Origin of the sequence: Mesorhizobium sp. M1406 (genome assembly GCF_040317555.1) — a bacterium.
GTDB lineage: Bacteria > Pseudomonadota > Alphaproteobacteria > Rhizobiales > Rhizobiaceae > Mesorhizobium.
In genome coordinates, this window is sequence record NZ_JAMYKW010000004.1 from 143769 (window position 1) to 158083 (window position 14315).

Below are 14315 nucleotides of genomic sequence, written 5' to 3' on the forward strand. Positions count from 1 at the left end.
CGCCCGATTCAGAAACGACCGATCCTGTTGAATACAGCCGGATCCATTCCGAGCTTGCGCAGGTCGTCAGCGCGCGGCTTGCGGCCTGCTTCCACGGCACGCGAGGCAGCGACCGCGCTGCCAAATGTCGTGAAGAGCTCGCCTATGGCGGATAAAATCTTGCGGTTGGTCATGGTCATGCCCCTTCGGTGCTGTGTCGTGCAAATCTTGTGCGATGTGATATAAGTGGGGATGCAGCGGCACGGCTCGCAGGGGTTTCGCCGCATGGAGGCCATGCGTCTGGCGCAACGCTGGCGCCGTCACGGCTTTTGTGCGGCCCGCACGGCGGGCTTGAAACACCGGCCACGATCGTTTATATCAACCTCAAATTCTTGGTCGGTATGACGAAGAGTGGGTCCACCCGGTCCCGCTCTTTTTTATTACCCGCCGATGACTTCGGAATAGAGCGACAGGATCTCAATGACTGCAACGGCAAGCGAGGGCGACGATCGCATCATCCGCGAAAGCGGCATCGATGCGCGCATCGCGCTGATCGTCCAGCCGGTTCTGCGCGGCATCGGCTTCCGCCTCGTGCGGGTGCATCTGTCGGGCCAGAACGGGCTGACGTTGCAGATCATGGCCGAGCGCGAGGACGGAACCATGACCGTCGAGGATTGCGAAGAGGTCAGCCGCGCGGTGTCGCCGGCGCTCGACGTCGACGATCCGATCGAAAAGGCCTATCACCTTGAGGTCTCGTCGCCCGGCATCGACCGGCCGCTGGTCCGCAGATCGGATTTCACGACCTGGACGGGTCATCTGGTCAAGATGGAAACATCGATCGTCGTTGCCGATCGCAAGCGGTTCAAGGGCAAGATCATCGAGGCCGGCGAAGACGATGTGCTGATCGAGCGCGAAAAGGCAGCCTATGGCGAGGAGCCGACGGTGCGTGTCCCTTATGACGCGATTTCCGAAACGCGCCTGATCCTGACCGACGATCTCATCCGCGATGCCTTGTCGAAGGACAACAGGGCGCGCAAGGAAGCAAAAAAACGTCGCGGCGAACCGGACGACGATGAGTCGGGTACGGAAGCGGACGCCACGGAAGAACACGAACAGGAACTATGATTGAGCTGCCGGGCGCGAAGGTCCGGCAAACAGGCTCGGGAGAAAAACTATGGTTGTAAGCGCCAACAGACTTGAACTGCTGCAGATCGCCGACGCGGTCGCGCGCGAAAAGTCGATCGACAAGTCGATCGTCATCGCCGCCATGGCCGATGCGATCCAGAAGGCGGCGCGTTCGCGTTACGGCCAGGAGACCAACATCCGCGCCGACATCAACCCGAACACCGGCGAGATGAAGCTGCAGCGGCTGATGGAAGTGGTCGAGAAGGTCGATGACTACGCCACGCAGATCGCCATTTCCTCGGCCCGCGAGCGCAATCCGGACGCCCAGCTCGGCGACTTCATCGCCGAACAGCTGCCGCCGATGGATTTCGGCCGCATCGCCGCCCAGTCGGCCAAGCAGGTCATCGTGCAGAAGGTGCGCGAGGCCGAGCGCGACCGCCAGTATGACGAATACAAGGACCGCATCGGCGAGATCGTCAACGGCACTGTCAAGCGCGTCGAATACGGCAACGTCATCGTCGATCTCGGCCGCGGCGAGGCGATCATCCGTCGCGACGAACTGATCCCGCGCGAAAACTACAAATACGGCGACCGCGTCCGCGCTTACGTCTACGACGTGCGCCGCGAGCAGCGCGGCCCGCAGATATTCCTGTCGCGCACCCATCCGCAGTTCATGGCCAAGCTGTTCACCATGGAAGTGCCGGAAATCTATGACGGCATCATCGAGATCAAGTCGGTCGCCCGCGACCCCGGCTCGCGCGCCAAGATCGCGGTCATCTCGCGCGACAGCTCGATCGATCCGGTCGGCGCCTGCGTCGGTATGCGCGGCAGCCGCGTCCAGGCCGTCGTCGGGGAATTGCAGGGCGAGAAGATCGACATCATTCCGTGGTCGCCCTCGGCGGCGTCCTTCATCGTCAACGCGCTGCAGCCGGCGGAAGTCGCCAAGGTCGTGCTCGACGAGGATGCCGAACGCATCGAGGTCGTGGTTCCCGACGACCAGCTGTCGCTGGCCATCGGCCGCCGCGGCCAGAACGTGCGGCTTGCTTCGCAACTGACCGGCTGGGATATCGATATCCTGACCGAGGCCGAAGAGTCCGAGCGTCGCCAGAAGGAATTCGTCGAGCGGTCGTCGCTGTTCATGGAAGCCCTCGACGTCGACGAGATGGTCGGCCAGGTGCTCGCCTCCGAAGGTTTCACCAGCGTCGAGGAAGTCGCCTATGTCGATTCCGGCGAGATCGCCTCGATCGACGGCTTCGACGAGGACACCGCTTCGGAAATCCAGACCCGCGCCCGCGAATATCTGGAGAAGATCGAAGCCGAACACGACGACAAGCGCAAGGCCCTCGGCGTCTCGGACGAATTGCGCGAAATCCCTGGCATCACCACCGCCATGATGGTGACGCTCGGCGAGGACGGCGTGAAGACGATCGAGGACTTTGCCGGCTATGCCGCCGACGACCTGACCGGCTGGAAGGAACGCAAGGACGGCGAAACCAAGGTATTCCCCGGCGTGCTGGCCAATCATGGCGTGACACGCGCCGATGCCGAACAGATGGTTCTGGCCGCCCGCCTTAAGGCTGGATGGATCACCGAAGACGAGCTTGCGGCCGAAGAAGAATCGGCTGACGAAGCCGTTGGTGCGTGAGGTGAAACCGCATCGCACCGAACCCGCCCTTGGACGAGATGAACGATCGCACCTGCATCGTCACCCGCAGACAGGCCGAACCGGATGATCTGATCCGGTTCGTCGTCGGCCCGGATTCGGCCGTCGTTCCCGACATCAAGAGAAATTTGCCCGGCCGAGGTTGCTGGGTGAGCGCCGACCGCCTACATATCGACAAGGCTGCGGCGAAGAACCTTTTCGCTCGCGCCTTCAAGGCACAGGTGGCCGTGCCGCCCGATCTTGGCGGCATGGTCGACGGGTTGCTTTCCAGATACGCTCTGGGCATGCTTGGTCTTGCCCGCAAGGCAGGCGCGATTGCGCTGGGCGCCACCAAGGTCGAGAGCGCTGTGCGCGGCGGATTGGCGCTTTTCGTGCTTCACGCGACCGAAGCGTCCGACGACGGTGTACGCAAGATCAGCCAGGCACGACGGGCGACAGTCCATCTCGGCGGCCCCGCAATCCTTGCCTACAAACTTTTCTCCGAGGCCGAGTTGAGCTTGGCATTGGGGGGTACAAATGTGATACATGCTGCCGTTCTCGCGGGAGACGCGGGCAGGGCGGTCCAGAAGCGCATGGTTGCGCTCGACCGGTATCGGGGCGGTTCCCCGGACGATCTGGCAATGCTTGCGGCTGTTGCTGACGAAGATGATGCCGCAGAGGATATGGAATGAACGATACGAAATCGGGTGACGACAATACGCTGAGTGTGACGCCGAAGAAGACCTTGACGCTGAAGCGCCCCGGTATGGAACAGGGCACTGTGCGCCAGAACTTCTCGCACGGCCGCACCAAGCAGGTCGTCGTCGAAACCAAGAAGCGCAAGTTCTCGATGCCCGGCGACAAGCCGGAGCCGGTTGCCGCTCCCGTCTTCACACCGAAGCCGGCGGTCGTGGCCGCACCCGCCGTCGTTCAGGAAGCGCCGAAGGCGCCACCACCCGCGCCGCCGGCCCCGGTCGAGCGCGGCGGCATGGTGCTGAACGAACTGTCGCGCAGTGAAATGGAAGCACGCCGCAGGGCGCTCGAGGGCTCGAAGGTTCGCGAGGTCGAAGACCGTCAGCGCGCCGCCGAGGATGCCAAGCGCCGCGCCGAGGATGAAGAGCGCCGCAAGCGCGAACGTGATGAATCCGCGCGCCGCCAGGCCGAGGAAGAGGCGCGGTTGCAGACCGAGGCCGAGTCCCGCCGTCGGGCCGAGGAAGAGGCGCGCCGCCGCGCGCCGCTGACCGCCGAACTTGCGACGGTCGACGACGAAGAACAGGCCAAGCCGAAGCGGACTGGTGCCGGTGCTCCGGTGCGCCGTCCGGTCACGCCCGAAGTGGCGCGTCCGGCCAAGCCGACCAAGAGCGAGGAAGACCGCCGCCGCGGCAAGCTGACGCTGAATTCAGCATTGTCCGACGAAGATGCGCGAGCCCGTTCGCTGTCGTCGATGCGTCGCCGCCAGGAAAAATTCAAGCGCGCGATGCACAATGAGCCTCGCGAGAAAGTCATGCGCGAAGTGATCCTGCCAGAGACGATTACCATTCAGGAACTGGCGCAACGCATGTCCGAGCGTGCGGTCGACCTGGTCAAGTTCTTCATGAAGCAGGGCCAGATCCTGAAGCCGGGCGACGTCATCGACGCCGACACGGCCGAACTGGTTGCCACCGAATTCGGCCATACGGTTCGCCGCGTCGCCGAATCCGACATCGAGGAAGGCCTCTTCAACATCGCCGACAATGCCGAGGACCTGGTGTCGCGTCCGCCTGTCGTGACGATCATGGGTCACGTCGATCACGGCAAGACCTCGCTGCTCGATGCCATCCGCAACGCCAACGTGGTCTCCGGCGAAGCCGGCGGCATCACCCAGCATATCGGCGCCTACCAGGTCGAGAAGGGCGGTCACAAGATCACCTTCATCGACACCCCCGGTCACGCCGCCTTCACGGCGATGCGTGCTCGTGGCGCCCAGGCGACCGACATTGCCATCCTGGTGGTCGCGGCCGACGACAGCGTCATGCCGCAGACGATCGAATCGATCAGCCATGCCAAGGCGGCCGGCGTTCCGATCATCGTGGCGATCAACAAGATCGACAAGCATGACGCCGATCCGCAGAAAGTCCGCTCCGAACTGCTGCGCCACGAGGTCTTCGTCGAATCCATGGGCGGTGAAGTTCTGGACGTCGAAGTGTCGGCGACCAAGGGCACCAATCTCGACAAGCTGCTCGAGGCGATCCTGCTGCAGGCCGAAATTCTCGACCTGAAGGCCAATCCGGATCGTACCGCCGAGGGCGTCGTCATCGAGGCCCAGCTCGACAAGGGCCGTGGCCCCGTCGCCACCGTTCTGGTGCAGACCGGCACGCTGATGCCGGGCGATATCCTTGTTGCCGGCAACGAATGGGGCCGGGTGCGCGCGCTGGTCAACGATCGTGGCGCGCAGATCAAGGAAGCGCCGCCGGCGATGCCCGTGGAGGTGCTTGGTCTGCAGGGTACACCGCAGGCCGGCGACCGCTTCGCCGTGGTCAACAACGAGGCCCGCGCCCGCGAAATCACCGAATATCGCCAGCGTCTGGCGCGCGAGAAGGCGGTTGCCAAGCATGCCGGCCAGCGCGGTTCGCTCGAGCAGATGATGTCGCAGTTGCAGACGAGCGGGTTGAAGGAATTCCCGCTGGTCATCAAGGGCGACGTGCAGGGCTCGATCGAGGCGATCAACGCGGCGCTGGACAAGCTCGGCACCGACGAAGTGCGTGCGCGCATCGTCCATGCCGGCGCCGGCGCCATCACCGAAAGCGACGTGTCGCTGGCGGAGACTTCGGGTGCCGCGATCATCGGCTTCAATGTCCGCGCCAACGTCCAGGCGCGTGCCGCCGCGGCGGCCGCGGGCATCGAGATCCGCTACTACTCGATCATCTACAACCTCGTCGATGACGTGAAGGCGGCTCTATCGGGCCTTCTGTCGCCGGAGCGTCGCGAGACCTTCATCGGCAACGCGCAGATCCTCGAAATCTTCGACATCACCAAGGTCGGCAAGATCGCCGGCTGCCGTGTCACCGAAGGCAAGGTCGAGCGTGGTGCGGGCGTGCGCCTGATCCGCGACAACGTCGTCATCCACGAGGGCACGCTGAAGACCCTGAAGCGCTTCAAGGACGAAGTTTCGGAAGTCCCCGGCGGCCAGGAATGCGGCATGGCCTTCCAGAACTACGAGGATATGCGCGTCGGTGACGTCATCGAGTGCTTCCGCGTCGAGATGGTGACCCGGACGCTCTGAGTTCGAGTGACTTGTCCATACCGGGCGGTGGTCGAAAGGCCGCCGCCCAAGGTCTATTGAGAATGGCCCATATGAGACATGCGGCACGGTCCCATCCCGCGCCCCACGCTTTCAGGATCGAGAAAAATGCCCCGTCCAACCGCATCCAGCCCATCCCAGCGCATGCTGCGCGTCGCCGAACAGGTTCGCCATGCGCTGTCCGAGACCTTGCAACGCGGCGAGATCATCGATCCGCTGATCGAGAACACCGTGGTCTCGGTCTCGGAAGTGCGCATGTCGCCCGACCTGAAGGTCGCCACCGCTTTCGTCTCGCCGCTCGGCGCCAAGGATACCGATGCGGTGGTCGAGGCGCTGAACAAGCATGCGAAGTTCGTCCGTGGCCGTGTCTCGGGCGCATTGCGGCAGATGAAGTTCATGCCGGAGTTCCGCTTCAAGCTCGACACCTCCTTTGACAATTTCGCCAGGATCAACGACCTGTTGAAGTCGCCCGAGGTGGCGCGCGATCTGGGTCCTGAAGACCAGGACAAAGACGACAACAAGGACACCGAATAGTGGCGCGTCGCGGCAAGAAGAAAGGCCGGCCGATCTCGGGCTGGCTGATCCTGGACAAGCCGGTCGGCATGGGCTCGACCGAGGCCGTCTCCAAGATCAAATGGCTGTTCCAGGCGGAAAAGGCAGGCCATGCCGGCACGCTCGACCCGCTCGCCTCCGGCATGCTGCCGATCGCGCTTGGCGAGGCCACCAAGACCGTGCCTTACGTGCAGGACGGCGCCAAGATCTATCGCTTTACCGTGGCGTGGGGGCAGGAGCGCTCCACCGATGATCTCGAGGGTCCGGTGACGAAGGAGTCCGATCTGCGTCCGTCGGAGGCCGAGGTGCTTGCCCTGCTGCCGAAATACACCGGCATCATCATGCAGACGCCGCCACAATTCTCGGCCATCAAGATCGCGGGCGAGCGCGCCTATGATCTGGCCCGCGATGGCGCGACAGTCGATATTCCACCTCGCGAGGTCGAGATCGGCCGGCTCGATATTGTCGGGCACAACGCCGATCATACGGTTTTCGAGGTCGAATGCGGCAAGGGCACTTACGTGCGCTCGCTGGCCCGCGACATGGGCCGCGACCTCGGCTGTTTCGGCCATATTTCAGAATTGCGCCGGGTCGAGGTCGAGCCGTTCACGCCGGAGGATTTCGTCACCATCGCCGAGCTGGAAGCCGCTCGTTTCGGCGTGCGGGATGAAGACAGCTCGGAGGCGACGGATGTCGCCGACACGGCAGAAGCCTCCGGCATGACAGAAGCCATTGACGCGAGAGAAGCCGCTGGCGCGGTGGAAGCGCCAATCGACTTCGACGCCATCGATGCGCTTCTGGTCGATACGGCGGCCGCCCTCGACTGCCTGCCGCAGGTCGCCATCAGCGACGATGCGGCGACCAAGATCCGCCTTGGCAATCCAGTCATCATCCGTGGCCGCGACGCGCCGGTGGAAGCCGAGGAAGCCTGCGCCACGGCGCGCGGCAAGCTGGTCGCCATCGGTGCCATCGAGCAAGGCATGTTCAAGCCCAAGCGGGTCTTTGCCGGCTGAGGGCACTCATCTAATGTCCGCGGGATAGCGTTAGAGGGGCTCCATGGCAAAGGCTGAAGCGGTGAAGAAGCGGGCGCCGGTGAGGACGCGGCGGCCGCCGGTCGGTGCATCGCCGGGCACGCTGATCGCCGACCCGGCGGCTCGTCGCTCGGAACTGCGGCTGACCATGATCTCGCCGCAGAAATTCCAGACCATCGAAAACGCCAGCATCGACGACCTCAACACCCATTGCGACAAATGGCCGGTTATCTGGCTCGACTGCACCGGCCTCGCCAATATCCCCCTGATCGAGGAGATCGGCCGCATTTTCAGCCTGCATCCATTGGCGCTGGAGGACGTCGTCAACACCGGCCAGCGGCCGAAAGTCGATTTCTTCGAGGACCATGCCTTCGTCGTCGTCAGGATGATCGACGATGTCACGTCGCACCGCTATGAGCAGATCTCCGTCTTCTTCGGCAATAATTTCGTCGTCACCTTCCAGGAACGTGAAGGCGATCCCTTCGATCCCGTGCGCAAGCGCATCGAGAGTTCGGCGCCCAACCGGTTGCGCGCGCGTGGAGCGGACTATCTCGCCTATGCGCTGGTCGACGCCGTCGTCGACAGTTATTTTCCGCCGATCGAGGCGGCCGGCGAGTTGGTCGACAGCATCGAGGACGAGATGCTGCATTCGCCGGACAAGCATCAGATGCGGCAGCTGCATGAATTGCGGCGCGATGCCAATGTGCTGAAAGGGGTGCTGTGGCCCCTGCGCGACGCGCTGGCGACGCTCATCCGCAACGACGTGCCCTATGTGAAGGCCGAGACCAAGATCTTCCTCAACGACACACTCGACCATTCGCTCAGGCTGATCGAACTGGTCGAAACCCAGCGCGACATGCTGACCGGCCTGATCGAGATGCATCTGTCGCTGAGCCAGGCGCGCACCAACGACGTCATCAGCTATCTCACCATCGTCTCGGTCATCTTCATGCCGCTTACCTTCCTGGTCGGTATCTGGGGCATGAATTTCGATCCAGGGTCTTCGCCCTGGAACATGCCCGAGCTGAAGGCCTACTACGGCTATCCCCTGTCGCTTTTGTTCATGGCGCTTGTCGCGTTCGGGCTGATTGCCTTCTTCAAATGGAAGAAATGGCTCTGACAAGGATAAAACCGGCCATTTTCGATCTGAAAAGCCGGCTTGTGAATTGGGCTGGTATTTTCCGGGGAATTGCACTATATGCGCCGCAGCACAGCGCTAAGACGCTTTGCTTGTACCGGCCCCTGCTGGACGACATCCCGGCTGAGGGCGACCCGTTTCCTCAAACAGATAAGGAAAAACACGATGTCGATTACTGCCGAGCGCAAACAGGAATTGATGGGTGAATTCGCAACCGCCAAGGGCGATACCGGGTCTCCGGAAGTCCAGGTGGCCATCCTTTCCGAGCGCATCAAGAACCTGACCGACCATTTCAAGGACCACAAGAAGGATAACCATTCCCGCCGTGGTCTGCTCGCTCTCGTCTCCCAGCGCCGCAGCCTGCTTGATTATCTCAAGCGCAAGGACGACGCGCGCTACCAGACGTTGATCGAGAAGCTCGGTCTGCGCCGCTGACGAATTGACCGGCGGGCTTTCTTCGGAAAGTCCGCCGGTCGCGCATTCTGCCAGTCGCATCGACTGGCCAGACCCGGTTTCGATCGTGCAGAGGGCACTCGAAACCGCCCATGGACGGTCATGGGGCAGGATTGCAGGACGCTCGTGCGCGCTAGCCGCGCCGAAATTACCCGAGCTTCCCGTTGTCTTGCCCGTGGCTGCCCGAGAAAGGAAGCCAAGGGAAAGGGCATCCGCGCACCGTGAAACGGCGCGGCCCTTTCCTCATATTAAGGACAAGATATGTTCAATCACCACAAAGTGGAAATCGAATGGGGCGGCCGTCCGCTCATCCTCGAAACCGGCAAGATCGCGCGCCAGGCTGATGGCGCGGTGCTCGCCACCTACGGCGAGACCAAGGTTCTCGCCACCGTCGTTTCGATGAAAGAGCCGAAGCCAGGCCTCGATTTCTTCCCGCTGACCGTCAACTACCAGGAAAAGACCTATGCCGCCGGCAAGATCCCGGGTGGCTATTTCAAGCGTGAAGGCCGTCCGAGCGAGAAGGAAACGCTGGTTTCCCGCCTCATCGATCGCCCGATCCGCCCGCTCTTCGCCTCGGGCTACAAGAACGACACCCAGATCGTCGTCACCGTCGTCCAGCACGATCTCGAGAACGATCCCGACATCCTGTCGATCGTTGCCACCTCGGCTGCCCTGACCCTGTCGGGCGTACCCTTCATGGGCCCGATCGGCGGCGCCCGCGTCGGTTACATCAACGGCGAATACGTGCTCAACCCGCACGTCGATGAGATGCAGGAATCGAAGCTCGACCTGATCGTCGCCGGCACCACCGACGCCGTGCTGATGGTTGAGTCCGAAGCCAAGGAACTCGGCGAAGAGCTGATGCTCGGCGCCGTCATGTTCGGCCACAAGGGCTTCCAGCCGGTCATCGACGCCATCATCAAGCTGGCCGAAGTCGCCGCCAAGGAGCCGCGTGATTTCACCGCGCCGGACTATTCCGCCCTTGAAGCCGAGATGCTGAAGATCGTCGGCGACGAGCTCAGCACTGCCTACAAGAACGTCGACAAGCAGAAGCGCTATGCCGCCGTCGACGCCGTCAAGGCCAAGGTCAAGGCCGCGTTTGCCCCGGCTGAAGGCGAGGACGCCAAGTACACCTCCGAGCAGATCGGCACCGTGTTCAAGGAACTCCAGGCCAAGGTCGTGCGCTGGAACATCCTCGACACCGGCTCGCGCATCGACGGTCGTGACCTCAAGACGGTCCGCAAGATCGTCTCCGAAGTCGGCGTCCTGCCGCGCACCCATGGTTCGGCACTGTTCACCCGCGGCGAGACCCAGGCGCTGGTCGTTGCCACGCTCGGCACCGGCGAGGACGAGCAGTATGTCGACTCGCTGACCGGCATGTACAAGGAGAAGTTCCTCCTTCACTACAATTTCCCTCCCTACTCCGTCGGTGAGACCGGCCGCATGGGTTCGCCGGGCCGCCGCGAAATCGGCCATGGCAAGCTCGCCTGGCGCGCCATCCGCCCGATGCTGCCGAGCGCCGACCAGTTCCCCTACACGCTGCGTGTCGTCTCGGAGATCACCGAGTCCAACGGCTCGTCGTCGATGGCGACCGTCTGCGGCACCTCGCTGGCCCTGATGGATGCCGGCGTGCCGCTGGCCAAGCCCGTCGCCGGCATCGCCATGGGCCTGATCAAGGAAGGCGAGCGTTTCGCCGTTCTCTCCGACATCCTTGGCGACGAGGATCACCTCGGCGACATGGACTTCAAGGTCGCCGGCACCGCCAACGGCATCACCTCGCTGCAGATGGATATCAAGATCGAGGGCATCACCGAGGAGATCATGAAGATCGCGCTGGACCAGGCCAAGGATGGCCGCCAGCATATCCTCGGCGAGATGGCGCACGCTCTGACCGGCGCGCGTTCGGAACTCGGTGAGTTCGCACCGCGCATCGAAGTGATGCACATCCCGACCGACAAGATCCGCGACGTCATCGGCTCGGGCGGCAAGGTCATCCGCGAGATCGTCGAAAAGACCGGCGCCAAGATCAACATCGAGGACGACGGCACGGTCAAGATCGCTTCGTCCAACGCCAAGGAGATCGAGGCGGCGAAGAAGTGGATCCACACCATCGTCGCCGAGCCGGAAGTCGGCGAAATCTACGAAGGCACGGTCGTCAAGACCGCCGACTTCGGCGCTTTCGTCAACTTCTTCGGTCCGCGTGACGGCCTCGTCCACATCTCGCAGCTTGCCAACGACCGGGTCGCCAAGACCTCGGACGTGGTCAAGGAAGGCGACAAGGTCTGGGTCAAGCTGATGGGCTTCGACGAGCGCGGCAAGGTCCGCCTGTCGATGAAGGTCGTCGACCAGGCCACCGGCAAGGAACTTGCCCGCGACAAGAAGACCGAAGGCGAAGAAAACGCTGCCTGATCGGTCTTGAGTTCATGACTCGAAACGGGCGCGGCTTATGTCGCGCCCGTTTTCATTTTCGGGCTGTAGAGACAGACTTCATTTCGAGATCGAAAAATGTCCGCCGAGCCGCTGAAGACCCTTTTTCATCCATTTGAGGCCGAGGCTGTTGCTTTGCCCGCAAAGGATGGGCGCGTCCTATTTCTCGGCGCCGAACCGGGTTTTCGGCTGCCCGAAGGCTTCGAGGCCGCGCTTCATCTCGTGCAGGGCTTCCGGCCGCATTTTTGCGCGCTGCAGACCTCCGGCGTCATCGTCACCGCGCAGGCGGAAGGCGACGGCTTCGACATGGCACTCGTGCTGGCCGGTCGGCATCGCGGCCTGAACGAAGTGCGCATCGCGCAGGCGCTTGAGCGCGTGGCGCCGGGCGGGCTGGTCGTCGTTGCCGGCGGCAAGGACGATGGCATTGCCAGCCTGCGCAGGCGCGTTGACGAGCTTGTGCCGCTTGAGGGTCATCTACCGAAACATCACGGCATCGCCTTCTGGTTTCGCCGTTCCGCCGATCTGGCCGCCGCGGAAGAATTGCGTGCCGCCAATCCCGCCTTGCTGGTCGAAGGCCGGTTCCATACCGCGCCCGGCATGTTTTCCTTCGACCGGATCGATACCGGCTCGAAACTGCTGGTCGAGAACCTGCCCAATGATCTGCGTGGCAGTGTTGCCGATTTCTGCGCCGGCTGGGGCTATTTGGCGGCCGAGATAGCCGCCCATTCACCCGGCATTCTGGCGCTCGACCTCCATGAGGCGGATTTCGCCTCGCTCGAAGCCGCGAAGCTCAATCTGGCAGGGGTTAGCCAGTCGATCGCCAGGAACTTCTTCTGGACCGATCTGCTGAAAGAACCGGTCGAGAAGCGCTACGACGCGATCGTCATGAACCCGCCCTTTCATCGCAGCCGGGCGGCCGAGCCGGAGATCGGCGCCGGCATGATCCGCGCTGCGGCCAAGGCCTTGAAGCCAGGCGGGCGGCTGTTCATGGTCGCCAACCGCCAGCTTCCTTATGAGCCGATCCTGTCGGCGGCCTTTTCGAGCCATGCCGAACTCGCTCGCGACGGCATGTTCAAGGTGCTTGCCGCGCGGCGTTGATACAATGCGTAGCGTTTAATGCAGATTGGCGACGCGTCGGACCTCGTCGGTGACATGCGCGTCGCCAACCCTGAACTTGAGTGGTGCCGGCCGGCCGAACAGATAGCCTTGCACCACCTCGCAGCCAGCCGCCCTGAGCAGCGTCGCCTGGCTTTCGGTCTCGACGCCTTCGGCAATGATGCTGACGCCGAGCGCCCGCGAAAGCCCGACGATGGTCGAGACGACCGCGCCGGAGCTGGAATCGGTATCGAGGCGGCTGACGAAGGACCGGTCGATCTTCAGCTTGCCGAACGAGAAATCGATGAGATAGCTCAAATTGGAATAGCCGGTGCCGAAATCGTCGACGGCGACCGAGATGCCCATGTCTGCAAGCTGCTTCAGTATGGCGGCGGCGCGGTCGCGGTCCTGCATCATCGCCGTCTCGGTCACTTCCAGTTCCAGCCGCGACGGCTTGATGCCGGTGCTCGTCATGGTATCGCGCACGGTACCGACGAAGTCCTTGGTCATGAACTGCACGGGCGAGATGTTGACGGCAACGAAGCAGTCGTCGGGCAGATGCCGGGCGTCGCTGCAAGCCTTGCGCAGCACCCATTCGCCGATCGGGCCGATCATGCCGGTTTCCTCGGCGATCGGGATGAACTCCATCGGCGGGATCATGCCACGTTCGGGATGCCGCCAGCGGATCAGCGCTTCATAGCCGACGATGCGGCCGGTCGGGAGGTCGAGCTGCGGCTGGTAGTGAAGATCGAAGTCACCGCGCTCGAAAGCTGTATTCAGTTCGGATTCGATCCACTGGCGATGATCGGCGACCCTGCCCATTTCGGCATGGAAGACAGACCAGTTGCCGACGCCGCTGGCGCGGGCATTCTGCAGCGCGAGATTGGAGCGGCGCAGGATGAGGACGGGATCGACACCGTCCTTTGGCATCGCCACGATGCCCACCGACAGGCTGACCGATTGCAGGTGCGTGCTGAGTTCATAGGGCTCCATCATCTCGTCGATGAGCCTCTCGATGGTGCTTTCCAGCGACCCGGACACCTGATTGTCGGGGAGTAGAACCGCGAATTCACCGGCGCCGATGCGTCCGATCAGCGCCCGCCGCGGCACGCACGTTCTCAAGCGGTTGGTGAAGGCGCGGATCAACTCGTCGCCCTGGCTGTAGCCGATGGCGTCGTTGATCTGCTTGAACCGGTCTATATCGATGTCGATGAGGAACATCGGCTCGCCGGTCCGGCTTGTCGAGCACGCCGCCTCGGCAATCTTGCCGACCATCGCCGGACGCGCCAAAAGACCCGTCAGTTTGTCGAAATGGGTTTCCGTGAAGACGAAATCCGCCGATTCGTCGACGCCGGCGAAGAAGGACATCGCGGCTGCCGACGCCGCCAGTGCGCAAAGCGCGGCCATCACCGCGACCATCATGTCCGCGGAGATGCCGGCAAAGCCATCGCCGAGACCGAGCTTCAGGCCCCAGAGTCCGAGGACGAAACTGCCGAGGCCCGAGCTCGCTATGGTGAGCAGTCGGAACACAGGTGTTCGCTTCGGGTTGCTGACGGCGGACATTGAAAGATCCCCAGAGTACGGGGCTTTCTA

The 14315-nt window shown here is 63.0% G+C and carries 12 protein-coding genes; 10 read left to right on the forward strand and 2 right to left on the reverse strand.

What is annotated here, in order from left to right:
• Nucleotides 1-8: 8 nt before the first annotated feature.
• On the reverse strand, nt 9-173 hold the full coding sequence (locus tag NKH03_RS05940; protein WP_082525350.1) for a hypothetical protein: 165 nt from the start codon (nt 171-173) through the stop codon (nt 9-11).
• Nucleotides 174-459: 286 nt separating this feature from the next.
• On the opposite strand from NKH03_RS05940, the gene rimP reads away from it, so the two are divergent.
• From rimP to NKH03_RS05990, 10 genes are all read left to right on the forward strand, one after another.
• Nucleotides 460-1104, forward strand: a complete 645-nt coding sequence (rimP, locus tag NKH03_RS05945; RefSeq protein ID WP_352967602.1) for a ribosome maturation factor RimP — start codon at nt 460-462, stop codon at nt 1102-1104.
• Between the two features lie 49 nt (nt 1105-1153).
• Nucleotides 1154-2749, forward strand: a complete 1596-nt coding sequence (gene nusA / locus NKH03_RS05950; RefSeq protein ID WP_352870139.1) for a transcription termination factor NusA — start codon at nt 1154-1156, stop codon at nt 2747-2749.
• 38 nt (nt 2750-2787) lie between these two features.
• A complete protein-coding gene (locus tag NKH03_RS05955; protein ID WP_352875892.1) occupies nt 2788-3438 on the forward strand; it encodes an RNA-binding protein in 651 nt (216 codons plus the stop codon).
• Complete coding sequence (gene infB / locus NKH03_RS05960; RefSeq protein WP_352870141.1) at nt 3435-6008, forward strand: translation initiation factor IF-2; 2574 nt, start codon at nt 3435-3437, stop codon at nt 6006-6008. The genes NKH03_RS05955 and infB overlap by 4 nt, the downstream gene beginning before the upstream one ends.
• A 126-nt stretch (nt 6009-6134) precedes the next feature.
• Nucleotides 6135-6560 (forward strand): 30S ribosome-binding factor RbfA, encoded by a 426-nt coding sequence (gene rbfA, locus NKH03_RS05965; protein ID WP_352601443.1) that lies wholly within the window; start codon nt 6135-6137, stop codon nt 6558-6560.
• The gene (gene truB / locus NKH03_RS05970) at nt 6560-7591 is read left to right on the forward strand and encodes a tRNA pseudouridine(55) synthase TruB (protein ID WP_352870142.1); all 1032 of its coding nucleotides are present in this window, start codon (nt 6560-6562) and stop codon (nt 7589-7591) included. The genes rbfA and truB overlap by 1 nt, the downstream gene beginning before the upstream one ends.
• A gap of 43 nt (nt 7592-7634) precedes the next feature.
• The gene (corA, locus tag NKH03_RS05975) at nt 7635-8729 is read left to right on the forward strand and encodes a magnesium/cobalt transporter CorA (protein ID WP_352870143.1); all 1095 of its coding nucleotides are present in this window, start codon (nt 7635-7637) and stop codon (nt 8727-8729) included.
• Nucleotides 8730-8807: 78 nt separating this feature from the next.
• Nucleotides 8808-9182, forward strand: a complete 375-nt coding sequence (gene rpsO, locus NKH03_RS05980; protein WP_352875885.1) for a 30S ribosomal protein S15 — start codon at nt 8808-8810, stop codon at nt 9180-9182.
• 279 nt (nt 9183-9461) lie between these two features.
• Nucleotides 9462-11609, forward strand: a complete 2148-nt coding sequence (gene pnp / locus NKH03_RS05985; RefSeq protein WP_352967604.1) for a polyribonucleotide nucleotidyltransferase — start codon at nt 9462-9464, stop codon at nt 11607-11609.
• 96 nt (nt 11610-11705) lie between these two features.
• On the forward strand, nt 11706-12725 hold the full coding sequence (locus NKH03_RS05990) for a class I SAM-dependent methyltransferase (RefSeq protein WP_352875881.1): 1020 nt from the start codon (nt 11706-11708) through the stop codon (nt 12723-12725).
• Between the two features lie 15 nt (nt 12726-12740).
• On the opposite strand, the gene NKH03_RS05995 is transcribed toward NKH03_RS05990, so the two are convergent.
• Entirely contained in the window at nt 12741-14285 is a 1545-nt protein-coding gene (locus NKH03_RS05995) for a putative bifunctional diguanylate cyclase/phosphodiesterase (RefSeq protein WP_352967605.1), read from the reverse strand.
• Between the last annotated feature and the right edge of the window lie 30 nt (nt 14286-14315).

Bases quoted from the DNA above. Each gene is read 5' to 3' on its own strand.
- pnp (WP_352967604.1), top strand. From the start codon at position 9,462: ATGTTCAATCACCACAAAGTGGAAATCGAATGGGGCGGCCGTCCGCTC.
- NKH03_RS05940 (WP_082525350.1), bottom strand. From the start codon at position 173: ATGACCAACCGCAAGATTTTATCCGCCATAGGCGAGCTCTTCACGACA.
- rbfA (WP_352601443.1), top strand. From the start codon at position 6,135: ATGCCCCGTCCAACCGCATCCAGCCCATCCCAGCGCATGCTGCGCGTC.
- rpsO (WP_352875885.1), top strand. From the start codon at position 8,808: ATGCGCCGCAGCACAGCGCTAAGACGCTTTGCTTGTACCGGCCCCTGC.
- nusA (WP_352870139.1), top strand. From the start codon at position 1,154: ATGGTTGTAAGCGCCAACAGACTTGAACTGCTGCAGATCGCCGACGCG.
- rimP (WP_352967602.1), top strand. From the start codon at position 460: ATGACTGCAACGGCAAGCGAGGGCGACGATCGCATCATCCGCGAAAGC.
- NKH03_RS05995 (WP_352967605.1), bottom strand. From the start codon at position 14,285: ATGTCCGCCGTCAGCAACCCGAAGCGAACACCTGTGTTCCGACTGCTC.
- infB (WP_352870141.1), top strand. From the start codon at position 3,435: ATGAACGATACGAAATCGGGTGACGACAATACGCTGAGTGTGACGCCG.
- NKH03_RS05955 (WP_352875892.1), top strand. From the start codon at position 2,788: ATGAACGATCGCACCTGCATCGTCACCCGCAGACAGGCCGAACCGGAT.
- NKH03_RS05990 (WP_352875881.1), top strand. From the start codon at position 11,706: ATGTCCGCCGAGCCGCTGAAGACCCTTTTTCATCCATTTGAGGCCGAG.
- corA (WP_352870143.1), top strand. From the start codon at position 7,635: ATGGCAAAGGCTGAAGCGGTGAAGAAGCGGGCGCCGGTGAGGACGCGG.